The organism is Amphibacillus cookii, assembly GCF_016908375.1.
GTDB classification, from domain to species: domain Bacteria; phylum Bacillota; class Bacilli; order Bacillales; family Amphibacillaceae; genus Amphibacillus_C; species Amphibacillus_C cookii.
In genome coordinates this window covers 648,366-667,268 of sequence record NZ_JAFBDS010000001.1, presented here as the reverse complement: position 1 = coordinate 667,268, position 18,903 = coordinate 648,366, and the positions used below count along the sequence as shown (strand labels likewise).

At 35.7% G+C, this 18,903-nt stretch carries 21 protein-coding genes and 1 pseudogene; 7 read left to right on the top strand and 15 right to left on the bottom strand.

The features are described from left to right. Positions 1-55: 55 nt before the first annotated feature. The gene (locus JOE23_RS18345; protein WP_476692423.1) at positions 56-145 is read right to left on the bottom strand and encodes a hypothetical protein; all 90 of its coding nucleotides are present in this window, start codon (positions 143-145) and stop codon (positions 56-58) included. A gap of 137 nt (positions 146-282) precedes the next feature. Then, positions 283-433, bottom strand: a pseudogene (locus JOE23_RS18340) (alpha-amylase family glycosyl hydrolase); the annotation flags it as partial. Positions 434-898: 465 nt separating this feature from the next. On the opposite strand from JOE23_RS18340, the gene JOE23_RS02955 reads away from it, so the two are divergent. Beyond that, the gene (locus JOE23_RS02955) at positions 899-2,185 is read left to right on the top strand and encodes a lysine N(6)-hydroxylase/L-ornithine N(5)-oxygenase family protein (RefSeq protein WP_204435792.1); all 1,287 of its coding nucleotides are present in this window, start codon (positions 899-901) and stop codon (positions 2,183-2,185) included. A gap of 334 nt (positions 2,186-2,519) precedes the next feature. On the opposite strand, the gene rlmN is transcribed toward JOE23_RS02955, so the two are convergent. Next, positions 2,520-3,584 carry a dual-specificity RNA methyltransferase RlmN gene (gene rlmN / locus JOE23_RS02950; protein ID WP_204435791.1) on the bottom strand — a complete coding sequence of 355 codons (1,065 nt, stop codon included), beginning with the start codon at positions 3,582-3,584 and terminating at the stop codon, positions 2,520-2,522. Positions 3,585-3,886: 302 nt separating this feature from the next. Here rlmN and JOE23_RS02945 point away from each other — a divergent pair, with 302 nt between their 5' ends. Continuing rightward, positions 3,887-4,087, top strand: a complete 201-nt coding sequence (locus JOE23_RS02945; RefSeq protein WP_091494684.1) for a cold-shock protein — start codon at positions 3,887-3,889, stop codon at positions 4,085-4,087. Between the two features lie 141 nt (positions 4,088-4,228). Here the strand turns inward: JOE23_RS02945 and JOE23_RS02940 are convergent, their stop codons facing one another. The 3 genes from JOE23_RS02940 to JOE23_RS02930 all read right to left on the bottom strand — a co-directional run bounded on the left by JOE23_RS02940 (position 4,229) and on the right by JOE23_RS02930 (position 6,805). After that, a complete protein-coding gene (locus JOE23_RS02940; protein WP_204435790.1) occupies positions 4,229-5,215 on the bottom strand; it encodes a Gfo/Idh/MocA family protein in 987 nt (328 codons plus the stop codon). 196 nt (positions 5,216-5,411) lie between these two features. Further along, on the bottom strand, positions 5,412-6,197 hold the full coding sequence (locus tag JOE23_RS02935) for an alpha/beta hydrolase (protein WP_204435789.1): 786 nt from the start codon (positions 6,195-6,197) through the stop codon (positions 5,412-5,414). A 62-nt stretch (positions 6,198-6,259) separates the two neighbouring features. Beyond that, positions 6,260-6,805, bottom strand: a complete 546-nt coding sequence (locus tag JOE23_RS02930) for a hypothetical protein (RefSeq protein ID WP_204435788.1) — start codon at positions 6,803-6,805, stop codon at positions 6,260-6,262. 426 nt (positions 6,806-7,231) lie between these two features. Between JOE23_RS02930 and JOE23_RS02925 the strand changes: the two genes are divergently transcribed. Next, entirely contained in the window at positions 7,232-7,684 is a 453-nt protein-coding gene (locus JOE23_RS02925) for a hypothetical protein (RefSeq protein WP_204435787.1), read from the top strand. A gap of 46 nt (positions 7,685-7,730) precedes the next feature. On the opposite strand, the gene JOE23_RS02920 is transcribed toward JOE23_RS02925, so the two are convergent. Together JOE23_RS02920 and JOE23_RS02915 are read right to left on the bottom strand one after the other, a co-directional pair. Beyond that, positions 7,731-8,651 carry an AEC family transporter gene (locus JOE23_RS02920; RefSeq protein WP_338021880.1) on the bottom strand — a complete coding sequence of 307 codons (921 nt, stop codon included), beginning with the start codon at positions 8,649-8,651 and terminating at the stop codon, positions 7,731-7,733. An 81-nt stretch (positions 8,652-8,732) separates the two neighbouring features. Beyond that, positions 8,733-9,182 (bottom strand): DUF4395 domain-containing protein, encoded by a 450-nt coding sequence (locus JOE23_RS02915; RefSeq protein WP_239585208.1) that lies wholly within the window; start codon positions 9,180-9,182, stop codon positions 8,733-8,735. A 216-nt stretch (positions 9,183-9,398) separates the two neighbouring features. On the opposite strand from JOE23_RS02915, the gene JOE23_RS02910 reads away from it, so the two are divergent. The 3 genes from JOE23_RS02910 to JOE23_RS02900 all read left to right on the top strand — a co-directional run bounded on the left by JOE23_RS02910 (position 9,399) and on the right by JOE23_RS02900 (position 11,194). Further along, entirely contained in the window at positions 9,399-10,253 is an 855-nt protein-coding gene (locus tag JOE23_RS02910) for an HAD family hydrolase (protein WP_204435785.1), read from the top strand. A gap of 191 nt (positions 10,254-10,444) precedes the next feature. Next, entirely contained in the window at positions 10,445-10,558 is a 114-nt protein-coding gene (locus tag JOE23_RS02905) for a YjcZ family sporulation protein (protein ID WP_204435784.1), read from the top strand. 276 nt (positions 10,559-10,834) lie between these two features. Beyond that, a complete protein-coding gene (locus tag JOE23_RS02900) occupies positions 10,835-11,194 on the top strand; it encodes a response regulator (protein ID WP_204435783.1) in 360 nt (119 codons plus the stop codon). A 30-nt stretch (positions 11,195-11,224) separates the two neighbouring features. On the opposite strand, the gene JOE23_RS02895 is transcribed toward JOE23_RS02900, so the two are convergent. The 5 genes from JOE23_RS02895 to JOE23_RS02875 all read right to left on the bottom strand — a co-directional run bounded on the left by JOE23_RS02895 (position 11,225) and on the right by JOE23_RS02875 (position 15,279). Beyond that, positions 11,225-11,674: a Dps family protein gene (locus JOE23_RS02895; RefSeq protein ID WP_204435782.1), complete on the bottom strand. Its 450-nt coding sequence runs from the start codon at positions 11,672-11,674 to the stop codon at positions 11,225-11,227. Positions 11,675-12,301: 627 nt separating this feature from the next. Beyond that, on the bottom strand, positions 12,302-12,880 hold the full coding sequence (locus JOE23_RS02890; protein WP_204435781.1) for a redoxin domain-containing protein: 579 nt from the start codon (positions 12,878-12,880) through the stop codon (positions 12,302-12,304). A gap of 13 nt (positions 12,881-12,893) precedes the next feature. Next, the gene (locus tag JOE23_RS02885) at positions 12,894-13,637 is read right to left on the bottom strand and encodes a cytochrome c biogenesis CcdA family protein (RefSeq protein WP_204435780.1); all 744 of its coding nucleotides are present in this window, start codon (positions 13,635-13,637) and stop codon (positions 12,894-12,896) included. 8 nt (positions 13,638-13,645) lie between these two features. Beyond that, a complete protein-coding gene (locus JOE23_RS02880; protein WP_204435779.1) occupies positions 13,646-14,326 on the bottom strand; it encodes a hypothetical protein in 681 nt (226 codons plus the stop codon). Positions 14,327-14,652: 326 nt separating this feature from the next. Further along, positions 14,653-15,279 (bottom strand): class I SAM-dependent methyltransferase, encoded by a 627-nt coding sequence (locus JOE23_RS02875; protein WP_204435778.1) that lies wholly within the window; start codon positions 15,277-15,279, stop codon positions 14,653-14,655. Between the two features lie 94 nt (positions 15,280-15,373). Here JOE23_RS02875 and helD point away from each other — a divergent pair, with 94 nt between their 5' ends. Then, a complete protein-coding gene (gene helD, locus JOE23_RS02870) occupies positions 15,374-17,665 on the top strand; it encodes an RNA polymerase recycling motor HelD (RefSeq protein WP_204435777.1) in 2,292 nt (763 codons plus the stop codon). Between the two features lie 104 nt (positions 17,666-17,769). Here the strand turns inward: helD and JOE23_RS02865 are convergent, their stop codons facing one another. Then, entirely contained in the window at positions 17,770-18,153 is a 384-nt protein-coding gene (locus JOE23_RS02865) for a DUF302 domain-containing protein (RefSeq protein ID WP_204435776.1), read from the bottom strand. 33 nt (positions 18,154-18,186) lie between these two features. Beyond that, on the bottom strand, positions 18,187-18,483 hold the full coding sequence (locus tag JOE23_RS02860) for a rhodanese-like domain-containing protein (protein WP_204435775.1): 297 nt from the start codon (positions 18,481-18,483) through the stop codon (positions 18,187-18,189). Positions 18,484-18,903 lie beyond the last annotated feature (420 nt).

Here is an 18,903-nt window from a genome sequence, read left to right as displayed (position 1 = left end):
CTGGTTAGAAAAATCACATACAACAATTAAGGTTTGGTTAGCTAGCGTTCGTTAGCTAATAAAAGATCGTAACTTGCTCAACAGTAATATTAGGCATTTCACCAACGGTTATCGTGTCGTAATTTTTTAATACATGATTATGCATTTCTTGTAAGTAATCATGTATTTTAGGCTCATTAAAATAATAAGGAGCTCCATCGCCAAACCCTGTCGGTAGTGTCTCACCATCCGGGTAGAAATCATATTAATAACATCCATTCGGAACCCAGCTACACCTTTTTCTAACCAAATAATATCAATCCCTAAATCCTTCAGATGATAGCTTTTCTGTAATACCATTTATATCACCAATACCATCTCCATCACTATCTTTAAAACTTCTCGGATAGACCTGATAAACAACACCATTTCTCCACCAATTAGCCAATGCCATCCCTTCCTTTCTATTATCTATAAAGATCTACTAAATGATTGATATACAGTAAAAACGATTGCATAATATAAAGCAAACCTTTAATCAGTAGTGGTTTCGTCTTTCTCACACTGATGGTTAGTTGAGTGAATCAGGACATTAGCGTCCGTTAGCCCCCACCTATATAGATGAGCTCTGCTCTCTATTTGAAGTGGGTGGTTTACGGACAGTTATCTGTGATTAATCTTAATTAATAAACAATCAAAATATGGCTACCATCAGTATAGTTAAGCGATTTCATTTTGCATAAAAAAATAAGCGATACAACGAAAGCAATCGATTGCACTTATTCAATCAAAGAATAGCACAGCTTTACACGCGACGCAACCATTTTTATGTAGATTTACTCCTTCACTTGTGATTAGGTTGCTGATTATTAGGGAATAGTGTAAAAAACAAAAAACGATTTTAAATGGGAGGATATATATGAAAGAACATATATATGACGTGATTGGCATAGGGCTTGGACCTTATAATATCGGACTAGCTGCTCTAATAGAAGAGCAAGCAGATATTGAGGGGATCTTCTTTGAACAAACGCCTCGATTCAAATGGCACCCGGGCATGTTGATTGATGGTACAGACCTGCAAGTTTCGTTTCTAGCTGATCTCGTTACTTTTGCTAATCCTAGAAGTCAATTTACATATCTAAATTATTTACACGATAAACAACGCTTATTTACTTTCTTTTTTTACCATAACTTTGAAATACCTCGTCAAGAATATGATGCTTATATTAAATGGGTGGTCGAACAACTTCAGGATTGTCATTTTGGCTCCCGTGTTATTGACGTCAAGCTAGAAGATCAGCTTTATCATGTTTATGTCAAACATAACCAAAACAATATTGCTTGTTATAAGGGCAAGCATATTGTACTCGGTACAGGGTCAAAACCAAATACCGTATTTGATTTAACTGAATTTCCGAATGAAGATATCCACCATTCAAGCCAATACCTTTTCCACAAAGATCAAACGCTGAAGGGAAAGGTGATAACGCTTATTGGTTCAGGTCAAAGTGCCTCAGAGATTTTTTTAGATTTACTCAAATATCAAAAACAATTTGACTTCAAAATTCATTGGTATACAAGGAGTCCTGGTTATTTCCAACTTGATCATTCAAAACTTGGACAAGAAATTTTTTCTCCAGATTATGTTGATTACTTTCATCAATTAAATTTGGCATCACGTCTAAATGGACTAGAAAAATTAAAACCACTACGAAACGGTGTACAACAACAAACCCTTCACCAAATTTATCATGAACTTTATCACCGAACAATAGATGGTGAAGATCGTTCAATTAAGTTACAGCCTTTGACAGCAATTAAAGCCATTAGAGCTATGGAAGGAAAATATGAAGTGACTTATGAGCAATGGCAACAATCGCAATCCTTTAAGGAATTAACAGACAAACTCATTTTGGCAACTGGCTATCAGCCCAACATTCCCGACTGGTTTTACAATCGCTTTGCCGATAAAATGGTTTGGGAAGATGATAAACATGTTAAGGTAACTAGTGATTATCAGCTTATTTTTAAAGACCAGCAAAACAATCGATTTTTCATACAAACCGGCCTTGAACATTCACATGGTAGTAGTGCAACAAACCTGGGCTTAACTGTTGATCGTAATGTTCAAATTATAAATACAGTTGCTGGTAGAGAAGTCTATCAAAGACAAACTGGTGGTATTTTTACTTCATTTCATTGAAACAATAGGAAAGGATCCAATGCGAATAATCAAGAACATCAATGATTCCGTATAAAACGAAACTTCCATCAGTGGACGGAGGGCTACAGGATGTAGGTCATGCAGACGTTGCCACAGGACGTGGCGATCTTAGCCTGTAGTCCTTTTTAAAAATGTGGCGGTCTTAGTCTGTCATCCTTCTTAAAGATGTGGCGATTTTAGTCTACGATCTTCTTCATCCACTGATGGAAGTTGAGTGAATCAGGACATATCGCCCACCTCAATTGATTTGCTCTACTCGCTATTTTGAGGGGGATTTTACGGACGGTTATCTGGGATAAATCATTTCCCTTTTTTAATCGACCTTTTTCATTTGCTTACTTCTAAGTTGACCACAGGCTGCATCAATATCAGAACCTTGCTCGACCCTAACACCACAATTAATCCCTGCATTTAATAATGTTTCATAGAATGAAACGATGGCATCCTTTTCACTTCGCTCATATTGGTTATGCTCTTCTACAGGATTGTAAGGAATTAAATTCACATATGCCAAATGGCGCTTGTTTCTCAATAATTTAGCTAGCTGAACCGCTTCTTGTTTATGATCATTAACATCTTTTAATAAGATGTATTCAAAGGTAATACGACGGTTTGTTGTTTCTAAATAATAGTCAATCGCTTCCATTAACTTGTCAATTGGGAAAGCTTTATTAATTTTCATAATTTTTGTGCGTAATTCGTCATTCGGTGCATGTAAAGAAACAGCCAAATTAACTTGTAATTGTTCATCCGCGAAGTCACGAATTTTATGAGCTAATCCACTTGTCGACACGGTAATATGACGTGCGCCGATGGACAGTCCCTTTTGATCATTCACAATACGTAAAAACGCCATCGTATGATCATAGTTGTCAAATGGTTCGCCTATCCCCATCACTACAATATGACTCACTCGCTCATTTTTTCCTTGTTGATCTAAATGATGTTGAACTTTCATAATCTGTTCGGTGATTTCACCACTGGTTAAATCACGATTCTTCTTTAACAGTCCACTGGCACAAAATGTACAACCAATATTACAGCCAACTTGTGTGGTGACACAGACTGATAAGCCATATGAAAACCGCATTAAAACCGTTTCAATTAAATTGCCATCAGAAAGTTTAAATAAGAATTTAATCGTACCATCTTTAGATTCTTGCTTAATTGTTTCTTCAAGTGTTTCAATGGTAAAATGATCATCAAGTAGTTGCCTTGTTTCTTTATTTAAATTGGTCATTTGGTTAAAGTCCCGCACACGCTTCACATATAGCCAGTCCCAAACCTGCTTGGCGCGAAATTTTTTAAGTCCACGACTAAGGAACCAATCGGTTAATTCTAATTGCGTTAATCCATAAATCGATTGCTTAAGTACCATAACATAACTCCTCACTTTTTCATACAACATTGATACTGTTACTATACTATCTTTATTTGTAATGAGAAGCAATAGCTATCCTTCAATAATTAAATCAAAATGAATATGTTTAATTTTAAAGAAATAAACCCATTTTAACCGGTAAGGGGTTGCATTAAAAAAACTAACCTGTTATAATGGTTTTAGCTATTTTGTTCGACAAAACACTTCAAGTAACTAGCAACGTGAAAGTTTTCGTTTTGATGCTTGAGCAAGAATAGTAATACATTGTGTGGTACGCCCACACTAGGAGGAAAAGTAATATGGCACAAGGAACAGTAAAATGGTTTAACGCAGACAAAGGTTTTGGATTTATCGAAGTTGAAGGACAAGACGATGTATTCGTACACTTCTCAGCTATCCAAGGCGACGGCTTTAAAACACTTGAAGAAGGTCAAAGCGTAACGTTCGACATCGAAGAAGGTAACCGCGGACCACAAGCAGCTAACGTTGAAAAAAACTAATAAACGCTGATAACAAAGAGAACGATTAACATCGTTCTCTTTTTCTATTTATTAACTTTAATACATGGAATGATCACTGTGTTTTAGGCTAGTCGATAGAGAATATAATATGAATGAGCAAAGTTGCAGAATTACATCTACTTAATTATCTTCAAAGGGATAACGCAGTCCCCATTGATCACGCACTTGATCCATTAGCTGTAAAATCGCAAATGATTCATCAAGTGGCATCAGATCACTTTCTAGCTTCCCCTCCTGTAGCAAGCGCCCAACCTCCTCAGCCTCAAATTGATAGCCTGAAACGGTTCTGTCATCCTGAAATGTTTTTACTGTGCCTTCTCCATGTAAAGTTGCTTTTTTCGCATTTAAGAAACTAGGTATTTGAATATAGCCATGTGTTCCATGGATGGTAGCTTCATTTGTCAAGCCTAATCGAATCGCACCATTTAAGCTTGCCACTTTTCCTTCAGGATAGGACAAGAGAATTGAAAAATGTTCATCTACACCGGTTTCACCAATATCGGCAGTGCTCATAATCTTTTCAGGATGAGGCCCAAGCACCATTGAAGCAAAGGATATTGGATAGATACCAGTATCAAGTAGGGCACCGCCTCCTAACTTCGGATTTAGTAAACGCCATTCTGGATCCCACAGAGTTTTAAAGCCAAAGTCAGCTTTAACTAAGCGCACATCACCAATTTCACCTGTTTCAATCCAAGCTCGAACTTTTCTTATAACTGGCAAAAAACGGGTCCACATGCCTTCCATTAGAAATAGATGGTTAGTGCGAGCAAACTGAATTAATTCTTCTAACTCCCTCGCATTTACCGTAAATGGCTTTTCGCATAAGACGGCCTTACCAGCACGCAAGCATGTTAAAACATTTTCTTTATGAAAAGGATGAGGTGTAGCTACATAAATGACATCCACATTAGGATCTTCTGCCAATGCTTCATATGAGCTATGCGCTTTTGGAATATCAAATTTTTTAGCGAATTTTTCAGCTGAAGCTAATGTCCTCGAGCCAACTGCATAGGCCTCTCCATTCTTAGCATGAGCCAAGTCTTTAGCAAATGATTCAGCTATGCCCCCTGTTGCCAAAATACCCCACTTTAATTTTCTTCCCATCAAATCTCTCCTTTTTTGTTTGCGTTTACATCTAATTACACTTTACTATTACCTTTCTAAAAAAGCATCTAAAAATATCGCAACCACTTTTTCATATAAAAGCCAACAGTCATTCAAACTGTTGGCACGCTCATACAATCAGCATTTATAACTTTGACTACAAATCACATGCATTTTTCTTAAAAAAATGTTCAAATTATTTTAACGGTAACCATTTTAAGACTTCTTGGATATGGTAATCCCAATATCCCCATTCATGTGTGCCCGGATCAAATACCGTTTTAATATTTACAGATAATTGATCAGTCAATTCCTTAAATGCTAAGTTTTCTTCAAATAAAAAGTCTTCCGTGCCGCAAGCTTGATAAAGCTCTGGTTTCGGTCCCGTCATTTGATTCAGCTCGCGTACCAAATGAAAAATATCATGCATCGTTCCATGAATATCTTCGCCCCCGAATACATTATACAAAGTCTGGGCCATCGGATCGTTATTGGCACTATTTTGAGGGTGTTTCGCCAAATCAAGCACACCAGAAAGTGACGCGGCAGCTGCAAACTGCTCCGGCTTATTTAATGCCCATTTAAAAGCACCATATCCACCCATCGATAATCCAGCAACAAAGTTATCTTCTCTGCGATCAGACAATGGGAAAAAAGAGCGAGCCACTTGCGGTAACTCTTCCGTTAGAAATGTCCAATATTTTTTTCCGTAAACCATATCTGTATAAAAACTATGATCAACATCTGGCATCACAACCGCAAGTCCTAATTCAGCCACATAGCGTTCAATTGATGTCCGGCGAGACCAGATCGAATGATCATCACTAAAACCATGTAATAAGTATAAAGTTGGGTGCAAGGTATTCGCACGCTTATGATTTTGCATTCCAAATTGTGTATGTGTTTGTTCAGGTAAAAAGACTGTCATTGACGTGTTTAATGTTAACGCTTCCGAGAAAAAATCACATGTTATTTTGGCCATTTTGTATCCTCCATTCATTTTATCCTCTTTATCTATCACTAAGATATGTAAACGATTAGTCATCAATCACTTATTTCATGGTCAACATTATCAGTTACCTCTTCTGTAGGTTCTGATTCCTCATCTTTTTCTTCATCATCTTCTTGATCACTTTTATTATTACCACTGTCTGATTCTGGCTTATCTAATTGATCATCATCTCCATGATCGTCTTGTTCGGTGAGCTTATTACCGTTGCTCCTATCATCTTCTTTCAATATCTGATTGTTGTTAGGAGAGTCGTCACGTTGACTTATTACTGGTGCGGTTTGCGTTTGTGCTGCATCTAGTTCTACATCTGTTTCTTCCTCAACTTCTAAGACGTGTAAACCTTCTTCTTCTTCGATTCCATCATCTTCTTCATTTACAAACAGATCATCAGCAACATATTTATCAAGGGCGTTGCGGCTTACTGATTTTGAAGTATTCACTGCTAGCATATGTCCTTGAATGTTACCTTCAGCCCTTGATGTTTGTTTTCCACTCTGATTGCTTAACATAAGTGGCACCATTATACCCACGAAAAGCATCATAGCAAGGGTAACAGTGATTATTTGCTGTTTCTTCATTTGCACACCTCGTTCATTTTCAGTTACTACTACTTTAGCATACTAACTAGCCCTTTTGGAGGTATTTCTCAATTTTAATAGAAAAGTACTCCCTAGCAAAGAGAGTACTCTTCTTCATTCTACAATAAAGCTAAGATCGCGATAATCACAATAATTGGTGTGAATATCAAGAACCAAAAGAAGAGTAATGCTAAAGCAGCAACAATAGCCATTTCTCTCCCTCCCCTCAGAGGTATTATGAAGCCTCACATCAATAATCTATGTTAGTAAGAAAATCTGGTCTAGTTGATTTCCATAGTTTCTTACAAAACCAATGATTGTCTCTCATTAAAGCGTTGAAGTTTATAATAACGGGATATTTGACTGATACGAAAAACGAACCGAACCATATAGTAGCAGTAAAGGTGAAGAAAGGAGTGTGTCATATTGAAGGAGTCTGTTTTAGCCTTTGAACGAGATGAATCGGGGAAATTTAGAAGCGTCAAAAATAAAAAAAAACCAGCTCCACGTGCTGAAGTTTGGGTCGACCAATTATTCAATGAGTGGAAGCAAAGAGGGATTAACAGAGACTCTGTCCATCTTTTAGAAGGGATAGCTGTGGTTGTTAAAAACCCTAAATATCGTAGCCAACTCATCGACGTTTTCCAAAAGATTAAGTGTGCATTGCCATCATTACCTGATAACTGGTCAAAGTTATTTTTAACTCAGGGGGTGAAGTCATTGACAGAGGAAAACAATAATCATCAATTTAATAACATCTTCAACCAACTAAAAGAAAATCCGGAGCTTTTAGAAGAATCAATGGATTTATTTAAAAATCTTGTGAAAGATGATCAATTTAGTGACGTATTAAAACAGTTACTTAATGATCGCAAATAACATAGCGCCCCCCGAAGCATCCATACCAACTTTGGGGGATAGCTACTTATAAAATGATATTAACTAATAACCATATAAAAAGAAAACTTAATAGCATGGTCACATTTGAGGTCGTTCCAATAAATCGCTTATCATACCCAAATTCAACGCCATAAGGGATTAACGAAAGAGGGATAGGTAGCACGGCACCTATTAACAAAGTTGCTCTAATCATCTCTGCAACGGGTAACCAGAAATAGAGCGATAGACCAGCTAGTAAACCAAAACCATATCTAACCATAATAAATTTGTTAATCAAGCGAAAATATTGTCGATTAAAATTAAAATTAACATAAATACCAAGTAAGAGTAATGATAAAGGCATATTAGCAGACGAAATAATATCAGCCGTCTCAATCAATAGACTTGGTAATTGAATAGAAAGGATATTAAGTATAAATATAGCTAAATAAGTCATTAACGGTATTGAATTTGACAACTTTTTCAGGGCAATTCCTATCGTTAATCGGTTTTGATCATCTGAATAATAACTCCCTAATAAATAAGCTAAACCAAAGACAATAAAAGCATTCCCTACATCAAACATGCCAAAATGACGTATCCCCTCTGCACCCCATATCCCTTCAACAAGCGGGTATGCAAATAAGCCAACATTATAACCCGGTATCATCATCACGAGCATGCCTTTAATAGATTTCGATTCTTTGCCAAAAAAAATAATCCCTAATAGGGTTAATACAAAACCAAATATGAGTCCAGTGATAATAATAATGACCAAAGATAATTCAAATATTAAATCATGAAACGAAACAATGATTAATGCGGGTAAAGTCAAATTAAAGATTAAGCGTGATATTGCTTCACCATCCGATGGTTTAAGCCAACCCATACGCTTTAAAAAGTAACCTAGCGTAATGATAATAATGGAAAAAATAAATTGTTGATTGAATCCAGACAAGCATGCCATCCCCTTCATTCTATAGTTTGTTTATCACAGATAACCATTCTTAAAACACCCACCTCAAAATAGAGAGCAGAGACCATCCATTTAGCCAGACTTGGCTTGTCTGCGCTTATGCTTCCACATAATATAGCGATAGCGAATCGTACAGCCAATACAATACCCCATTAAAGCTACACCAGCTGCTCCAATAACCATGATGCCAAATATATAGCCAATCATATTTAAATCAAGCCAAAAGCCTAATAGGCTTAAACCCAGACAAACTGTGGCAATGGATTGATTAAATAATTGTTGCGCTTTATCTTCTAGTCGATAAGCAGTTGCGTCTTTACTCAATAACGGCTGCGTTAATCGAATAAGTGGATTTTGTTTAATAAATAATGTAATCACACCAATTAAAAATGGTAATAATAAAATATAAGGCGTTGTCAACAATCCTAAAAGCGTTGTTATTACTAAAAAAGCTTGATTAACCTGTACGAGTGGTTTAGGAATCATGAAAACTTCACTTCCCTTCTTTTTTATATTATACATAAACCGAGTCTCTGTATTAAAAAATTTGCTTTGTTTTTTCTCCAAATGGCTGAACGAATGTCTAAATCGCTTGTGCGCACGTCGTACATTAACCATAGGAATTCTTAACATAAAAACAATACTTCATTTATTGCTGATATGGAAAATCTCAGTTATGCTGTATGAGGGGCAACCTAATTTATGAAAGTAATCAAGTATGAGATAGGAGCGTTTTTTATGATTAAAATGATAGCAACAGATTTAGACGGTACTTTACTTTCTTCAGTTGGTGAGGTAAGTGAGCAAAATGCACAAGCTATAAAAGCAGCACAGAAAGCTGGCATAGAAGTGGTAATAGCTACAGGACGGTCTTATTACTCAGCATACCGCCCCATTAACAAAGCTGGGTTAAAATGTCCGATCATTTGTTTGAATGGTGCCAATATCTATACAGTAGATGGTCAAATGACCCGCAATATAAAAATGGAGAAAGCAGTGACGCAAAAAATATTACATACAGTTAAAAAAGAAAATGCTTACTTTGAGCTATATACAAATAAAGGGGTCTATTCCATGGATCGCTCTAACTTTATGGATGTATTAGTTAATATTATGCTTTCTGCACATCCAGAAGCTACCGAAGAAGAAATTAAAAAAAGAGCCGAACAACGTTTCCAGGAAGAAAATTTTATATTTACAAAAGACTTTCAAACAGTGCTCGATGATGAAGAAGTTGATATTTACAAGGCATTAGCTTTCTCCCTAGAAGCTGATGGTCTTGAGCGGATAAAAGCCCCATTTCTTAAAAGTAATGATGTGACCGTAACGTCTTCTGGTTTTGATAACGCTGAATTTAATCATCCTAACGCCCAAAAAGGCATCGCCTTAACGCTACTTGCTGAAGATCGGGGGCTTGAGCTAAGTGAAGTGATGGCGATCGGGGACAATTATAACGATGTATCAATGTTAGAAATCGTTGGTCGCAGTGTCGCGATGGGCAATGCTGAGGCTGGTGTTAAAAAAAGGTGTCATTACACAACGACAAGTAACGACCAAGATGGTGTAGCTAAAGCGATTAAAGAAATATTATAATTGATTGTGTAAATCCTTTAGATGGTGAACGCTAAAGGTGTATAAATAGCTTTTCTATATATCTCTTTCACCAAGCGTAAACCACTTTCTTTACAACAGACTTTTAATTCATCAAAAGAAGGCTTTTGCCCTAACATGATTTCATAACAGGCATATGCTAAAGTAAATCGAGGTTAAGGTGGTGAAAAGATATGTATGGATGCGGATGTAGCTATCCACAGCCTACTCCTGGCTTTGGTGGCGGATTTGCTTTGATTGTCGTACTTTTTATCTTACTCATAATTGTTGGCGCATCATTCTATTAAAAGCGTAAACTGGTCAGTGCAACTGACCAGTTTTATTTATATATTAGAAAAAGTATAAGGGTTTAGCAAGGAAATGGGAGGCACCGGAATAATAATTTCAAAGTAGCAAATATTAGATGAGCCCATTCCTTTTAAGTGGCAAACAATGCATTTTCGATTATATAAAAGAGAGAATTTTCTGTTTTTTTCTTCAAATGAGTAAAATGAATCGCTTTTTTTATGTTTTTTTGCTATTATGAAAAAAAGAGAGAGATTGACATGGAAGGGGATAACCTCATGTATAGTGTATTAATTGTTGATGACTCTTCTTTCATGCGCACATGGTTGAAGCGACTCATTCAACAAAATGGTTATCTAGTAGCTGCTGAAGCTGAGAATGGTTATGAAGCGATTTTAGAATATCGTAAAATCAGCCCCGATATTGTTTTATTGGATATTCATATGCCAGAACTTATGGGTGTCGAGGTTTTAAGACGTATATTAGCGATTGATCCACAAGCTAATGTAATCATGTGTTCTGCCACCGGAACTACTTTTCTAATAGAAGAGTGTTTACAGATCGGTGCTAAAGATTTCGTAAAAAAACCTCATTTTGAAAACTTACTTACGATTATGGAAACTACACTAAATACATAAAACCCGGTTAAATAACCGGGTTTTATGGTATTATCCTAAGTATGCTTCTAACATCCACATGTTCTTTTCAATTTCGGTTTTATAACCGATAAACATGTCCTCAGTAATATCATCCCCTGCCTCACCTGCAAGCTTAATGCCTTCTGCAAGATCTTTAACAAGGATGCCAAAATCTTCAAGTACACTTTTCACCATATCCGCTTGCTTCACTTCTTTAGTATAAGGTGTTTCAGAAATAGAGGAATTATCAATAAATTCTTGCAATGTTGAGAACGGCTCTCCCCCAATGGTTAATAGTCGTTCTGCAAATTCATCAAAGTGTTCATTAATTTCATCATACAACTCCTCAAACTTCTCATGAAGGATAAAGAAATTTGGTCCCTTTACAAACCAATGGTGTTGGTGTAGTTTGGTGAATAGTACACCATGTGTAGCGACTAATTTGCTTAAATGGTCTTGTAATGCTTTGTTTGCTGTCATTTTAAAACCTCCGTAAATTGTAATTAATTTTTTCTTTATACGCTATTTCTTGTTCCCTTTATTGAACAAAATTAAACATTATTTCAAATTAACCTAGATATGCTGAAATGCTGATGCAACTTTGTAAAAAGCTTACCGTATGTAGCAATTAATTCATTCAGTTGATTTTGTAGTAATTGTTTGTTGTTCATCATTCCTCCTTTATCATTATTTATCTTTATTATTAATTTATAATAATTATAATATAACAAAAAATATAAGTCAACTACATAACAATATATTTTTTCATTCTCTACTAAAAAGGTTATATATAGCCATTTTCATATATTTTCGGATGAATACAATCCTCTTAGAAATAAAACGAATCTTCGTTCAGTTAGTGTTTGACGTACACTTATCTCTGTAAATCACTATCTTTTCTTAGTATATACATTATAATTATTATTATCAAATAGTTTAAGGGAAGCCTTCATGCTTGAAACAGCAATTTCCTTTGCCAAGGTCTCAATGACGTATTTTTTAGTCAAACTGAAAACACTGCATGTGATCAACTTTTCTTTTGAAGAATACGTACCCGATTGAGGTAAATTTGTTCATGAGTAGCGGGAAATGACTCGCGCTTGCCTTTCACTCCATTTCACGTAGTGCTTGTACCATTTGATCATAATTTAAAGCACCGAACACCCTTTGCTGAATGATACCATTTGAATCAATCATAAAAGTAGTAGGAACAGGTCGAATCGCATAAAGAGACGACACTTCGCCTTCTTTATCTAGAGGAATATTAAAATTCAAACCATAATCCTGAACAAACGATTCAACATCATTTTCACTTGATTCAGTTGGCGTAAGATTAACAGCTAGGATTTCCACCTCGTGACTTTGATAAAATTTTTCCATATCAGGCATTTCAGCACGACAAGGTGGGCACCATGTTGCCCAAAAGTTTAACATCACAGCTTTTCCTTGATAATCAGCAAGCGTAATTGTTTCTCCGGTTAAAGTCTCTAATTCAAACGGTGGTGCTTGGTCACCAATATTTATACCGACACTGCCACCCTCTTCCTCTTCCAATTGCTGAATTTCTGTGCCTTTGGTAACTGAAAATGAGTCTGTAGATACAGGATCGTCAGTATCTGTGATATAATCATATACTGCCCAGCCAAACATAATCAAAATAGCAGCTAATAATAGTATTTTCTTCAAATTTTGTCCTCCCTTAACCTAAATTAGAAAACCATGTATCTTGTATCATACGCAAAATATAATTTGAGAAACGGGCTAACTGACCGGTAAATAATAATAAACCAAAAATAATGATTAGTCCTCCACCTAATTTCATTATCTGTTCACTATACTTCACGATCGATTTTACATAACCCAAAAAAAAGGTTAAAAATAAAAAAGGCAGTGCAAAACCTATGAGATATACACTTGTGTACAGTGCACCTTGCGCTGGACTTGTTGTCGCTAAAATTAAAATCGAGGCAAAAATTGGCCCAATACAAGGTGTCCAACCTGCTGAGAAGCCAACACCTACCAAAAAACTACCAAACATACCGACTGGCTTCGTTTTAATTTGAAATCGCTTTGTTTTCATCAATGTCGAAAAACGAAACCATCCCCCAACGACTAAGCCAATAATCATTAAAGAAAGCCCTGCTATTCGCTGAATCAAAACTGCTGACGCCCCTGTTAATAGCTGCTGTAGCCACTCTCCAAACACCGTAGCCCCCAAACCTAAGCTGAAAAAGATCATCGATACGCCTAGCAGAAAAGAAATGGCATGAATGAACAGTCTCACTTTAAGTTTAAGATTACTCTTTCCCTGCAAATCTTTAACGCTTACACCTGTAATATATGATAGATATCCAGGAAAAATAGGAAGTGTACACGGTGATAAAAAAGATAACACACCTGCACTAAAAGCTAACCAAATCGTGATATCTGCTGCACTTTCCATAAAACACCTTAACCTTTCAATATTTTTTCCTTGCTTCGGCTTTTATAGGCATTATATAAGTGAAGGAATCCAATTATACCTATAATAAAATAGTATTGATACGAAAGATAAAAACCAAACAATTGAACCTGACTAGATAAACTTAAGACAACATGTCCTAATCCCCATGTCCCAACAATTAATGGATTGAGTATATGATAATAATTTCTATCTTGATAGAAAATAATTATAAGTAAGGTAACAAAGTGAAAGGTTAATTGATATATAGAGACTTCTCTATCTAATAATATTAACAAACTAAATAGATAGACAAAGTTGGCTGAAAAAAATAAGCGTATAAACCCTTCAATAACAAGATCAAATGAAAATAAATCAACTCGAATTTTTCTGTATGCATATAATCCACTTATTAAAGTAGCCAAATAGAATCCATTAGCATTACTAGGGTGGGCAAGTACAGCTAACGGATCCGATAAAAATAATTCGATATGTAGGAGCGCTTTTGCAGCAATTAAAATTAAAATAAAGAAGCTGATTAAGTCAACAAACAAATACAGATATACTCGCCTTAATGCTTTAGATAATGTCGTTGTGAGCAAGAAAAAGACAAGTCCAATAGCAAGGCTTATAATTAAAAAAATATCCGAACTTCTTATGACAAATGGTCCTAGTAAAATCGCTTGTTGCACATTAACACATCCTTAGTTTCAATTATCCCCTATTATCACCCTTTTATCGTTTACTCTTGTGGAACCCCCGGCATAGCCTGGGGTTTTCAAAGACCATAAAAACACCTCCGCAGTTAGATTTTTGATCTAACTGCGGGGTGCACATCAATCCGTAGGTGTTTTTGTTCTTCATCCATTGATTGCAGGTTCGTTGAGTGAATCAGGACATTAGCATCCATTAATAGACATACCCCCGCTTTCTATTTTGAGGGGGTTTTACGGACGGTTATCTTTGATAAAGCAATCCTAACAACAATCTTGCTCAACTAACTTACAACTCACCATTGTTATTTCTGACATATTGCAATACCCAACGGATAATAAGATTGAGTCGCAAAACTTTCAGGCGCGATTAGTGCACCTTTTTGCACAAAATAGGAGACAGATTGATAATCATAACAATCAAACAGTTGATGAAACTCTTCTGGTGTAATTTGATGGACATGAAACGGAGAACCGCATGGCTTTCCCCTTCCCATCCCAAAAGGTGTTGAGATAATCAGTTTTCCGCCTGGTTTTAATAATTTAAACACATTATCTAAATACCCTTGCTCGTCTTCTATATGTTCATACGTTTCAAAACTAACGATCGTATCAAATTGACCAAATTGATCAATAAGTGTTGGATCAGTCACATCAGCCTGATGAAATGAAGATTTAGGGTGATAATACGTTTTCTTTGCATAGTCTATGGCTGATTGGTCAATATCAATGCCAATAATTGCATCTATTTGTTGCTTTTTCTTTTTCGCAATAATATGTGTACCAAAGCCCGAACCACTAGCAAAATCAAGCACAACACCAGCCTCAATAAAATTAAGAGCAAAGTGATAACGTGCGATATGTTCAATTAATAATTCATTGGTTATTTTCATTTGCTCTGGAATAACACGCTCTCCAGTGTCTTCTAACATTTTTATTCACCGCTTTAATTTTTTTATCCTACAAAAGTATAACTTATTTATTGTATAATTGAAAATGTCAAAAAAACAAGAAAGGTTGATAATCATGTCAAATGTACAACAACACCCCGATTATCATGATGAGCACAAACGACTTCTCTATACGATTGATTATATTGATTCCATCCTTTCGATTGCTAATGATCAACAGCAACAATATCAAATCAATATGAAAGAAGCCTTCATTAACTTAGACTACTTAGATAGTAGTTTAAGCTATATAAATATATTAACGAATGCTCGATTGCTTGATATGATCAAAAATGACTTGAGTAGCTTAATAAAGATTAAAGATAAGCCTTATTTTGGTCGGATAGACTTTGTTCGAGATCAATCAAATACTACACAAACCTATTACATTGGAAAAGTCTCCTTATATCGAAAAGATACGCAAGAACCGATCATTGTAGATTGGAGATCACCAGTTGCTAACCTTTACTATGATGGAAGGTTAGGTAAAGTATCCTACTCCACAGGTCAAACTACTTATGAGGGAAATTTAACTAAAAAAAGACAATATATTATCGATCATGGTAAATTAGATGAGATCCGAGATATTGATATGACAACGCGAGATGAACTGTTACAAAAATCTTTAGCTGAAACATCTGATCAGCGATTAAATGAAATTGTTGCTACTATTCAAGCTGAACAAAACAATGTTATTCGCGCTAATTTGGAAAAACCAATGATTGTTCAAGGAGTGGCCGGCAGTGGTAAAACAACTATAGCTTTACATCGCCTATCTTTTTACATCTATCAGTATGCTGAACAATTCGATCCGAAACAATTAATGATTTTAGCACCGAGTAAAATGTTCATCGATTACATCAGTGATAGCTTACCTGAACTAGGTGTTGATCGAATTGATCAATCAACATTTATTGACTATTCATTAGCATGCCTTAATAAGAAGATCAAGATGACCAATCCAAACCAACAATTGCAAACACTTATTACGGGTAAGCAAGATCAACAAGAGCAACTCTATTTTGTTTCAAAATTTAAAGGGTCACTCGAATTCGAAAAAATTATTATGCGCTATCTTAAGTATATTCGCAACCATTTTCTCCCTAACGAATCATTTAAGTTAGCTGGATTTACCATTATGTCTTCTAAAAAGATGTTAAAATTATTCATCCAAGATTACCGTTACCTTCCCTTTCAAAAAAGAAAAGAAAAAGTAACACAATTGTTGCGTAAACTATTTAAGAATAAGAAAAAAGAACTACTCAATCATATTGAAGAGCAATTTGAAGATAACTATGATAAGCTTACATTCAAAATTAAAGATCCAGTACTTCGGCAACAAAAAGTAAGCGCGTTACTTGCTAATAAAGAAGCGCTTATTAAACAAATGGAGCAATCGACCATCTCCGAAGTAACAAAATTCATGAAGAAAGCACCTAAAAAAACAGTTTTAGATTATTACCAAGCATTATTTAGTGATCGAGATTTTTTCAAAACATTTGTAGAAGATGAATTAACTGAGCAACAATTAGACTGGTTATTTAAACATGCAGAAGAAACGTTTTTAAAAAAGAACTATCAAATCGAAGATCTCGCCCCTTTGTTAACGATGCAAGTGCAAATTGAAGGTATTGATCCAACTTTGAAAAAGAAGTATGTCGTTATTGATGAAGGTCAAGATTACAGTCTTTTTCAAATCCGATCACTCGTTCGTGTTACGGGTACGCGCCTGTTTACCATTCTTGGTGATTTAGCCCAAGGCATCCATAGTTATCGCGGTATTGATGATTGGCAATCCATCATTCAACATGCATTACCTAAAGCTAATTACTTAACTTTACAAAAAAGCTATCGTACGACGATTGAAATCATGCAATTAGCTAATCAAATGATCTCACATAGTCAGCGGTCGTTCCCACTGGCTGACCCTGTCATCAGATACGGTGGTTTACCTGAATTTCACATAATTAAAGATAACAAACAGTTGATCAAACAGATCTTAGCAACACTAGAACTAAACAAACAACGGAACTTAATAAAAACAGCGATTATTTGTAAATCTTTGTTAACTTGTGAAAAAATATTAAACCAACTGAACAAGGTAAATGTAAACTGCCAGTTGCTATCAGATAATGATCATATCACAAGTGATATCGTCGTTGTTCCTGTTCACCTCGCCAAAGGATTAGAGTTTGATGCAGTAATACTAGCTGAACTAGACGATTGTTATACAAATACAAATCAAGATCAAAAACTTCTTTACGTTGCGATAACACGAGCTATGCATAAACTAGACTTTATAGCAAGTGAACTTCAAACCTTTCAGCTATATGATGAAGGGATTGGAACCTATTTTACTTTAAAGTAATAAAATGATTTAAGCATCAAATTTAATTGATATTAAGAATCGTGCTAATTAGTAAGGTGCTATCATAATCTTTTTTGACAGCACCTTTTTTATTGCGTGTTTTGTTATTTCACTTGGTCAAGAACACCGGTCAATGCCCGCTCAACGTCTTCAGCCAACCGTTCTAATTGAGGATCTCCAATCATTTGTGCTTGAGCGGTTGGTCTTGGCATACCGACCTTTGTTACGCCTTTAACCTGGTAGATTACCAACTTGCATGGTAAGAAATAAAGGGCGAGCGGATTATCATCAATTAATCTCTTGGCTTGCTTCGGGTTACACACTTCCAAAATAAGTCCTTCCTCGTCATGATCAATCTCCTTTTTAACTAAAGTTGCTTTCAAATCCAATTCCCATAACACGCCGAAATTAATCGTTGGCAACGCATTCGATAAGTCTTGATATATTTGTTCAACTGTCTTTTTCGATGTTACAGTATAATCATACATCTTATTACACCCTTTCTTTTTCAATCCCCATTTTTATTCAACCGGTCCGTTCCACATCAACATACCACCTTCAACATTTGTTGCATCATAACCGTGTTCATTTAAGAAAGCTACAGCATTCAAGCTTCTAGCACCTGATCTGCAAACAACATAATAATGTTGCTCTTTATTTAGTGTATTAACCTGTTGAGGCAGCTGACCAAGTGGTATATTAATTGCACCAGGAATGGTTCCCTCTGCCACCTCAAACGGTTCTCGCACATCAATAACATGTAAAAGGTTATTTGATAAGATCACTTTTTCTAATTCTATTCCATTGGTTACTTTCATTATAATTGACTCCTTTTTTATATGATAATAGTGAGCGAAATTAACTACTCCCACCACTTTCAACATAGCAGGTTAGTTGAAAAGGGCGGCTTATTTCAGTGAGAAGTTAAAACTTTATCACAGATAACCATCCGTAAAACACCCACCTCAAAAAAGAGAACAGAGGTAAATCTATTAAGGTGGATGATAACAGAAGCTACACTCATCTAACCATCAGTGGGTGAATAAGATCGTAGACTAAAATCGCCACATTTTTAAAAAGGACTACAGACTAAGATCGCCACGTCCTGTGGCAACGTCTGCATGACCTACATCCTGTAGCCCTCCGCTCACTGATTGACAGTTCGTCTATACGGTTCATTTTATACCCTTGCAGGTATTTAAGTCAACTTATTTGTTTACAAACTCGAATTGTTTTAA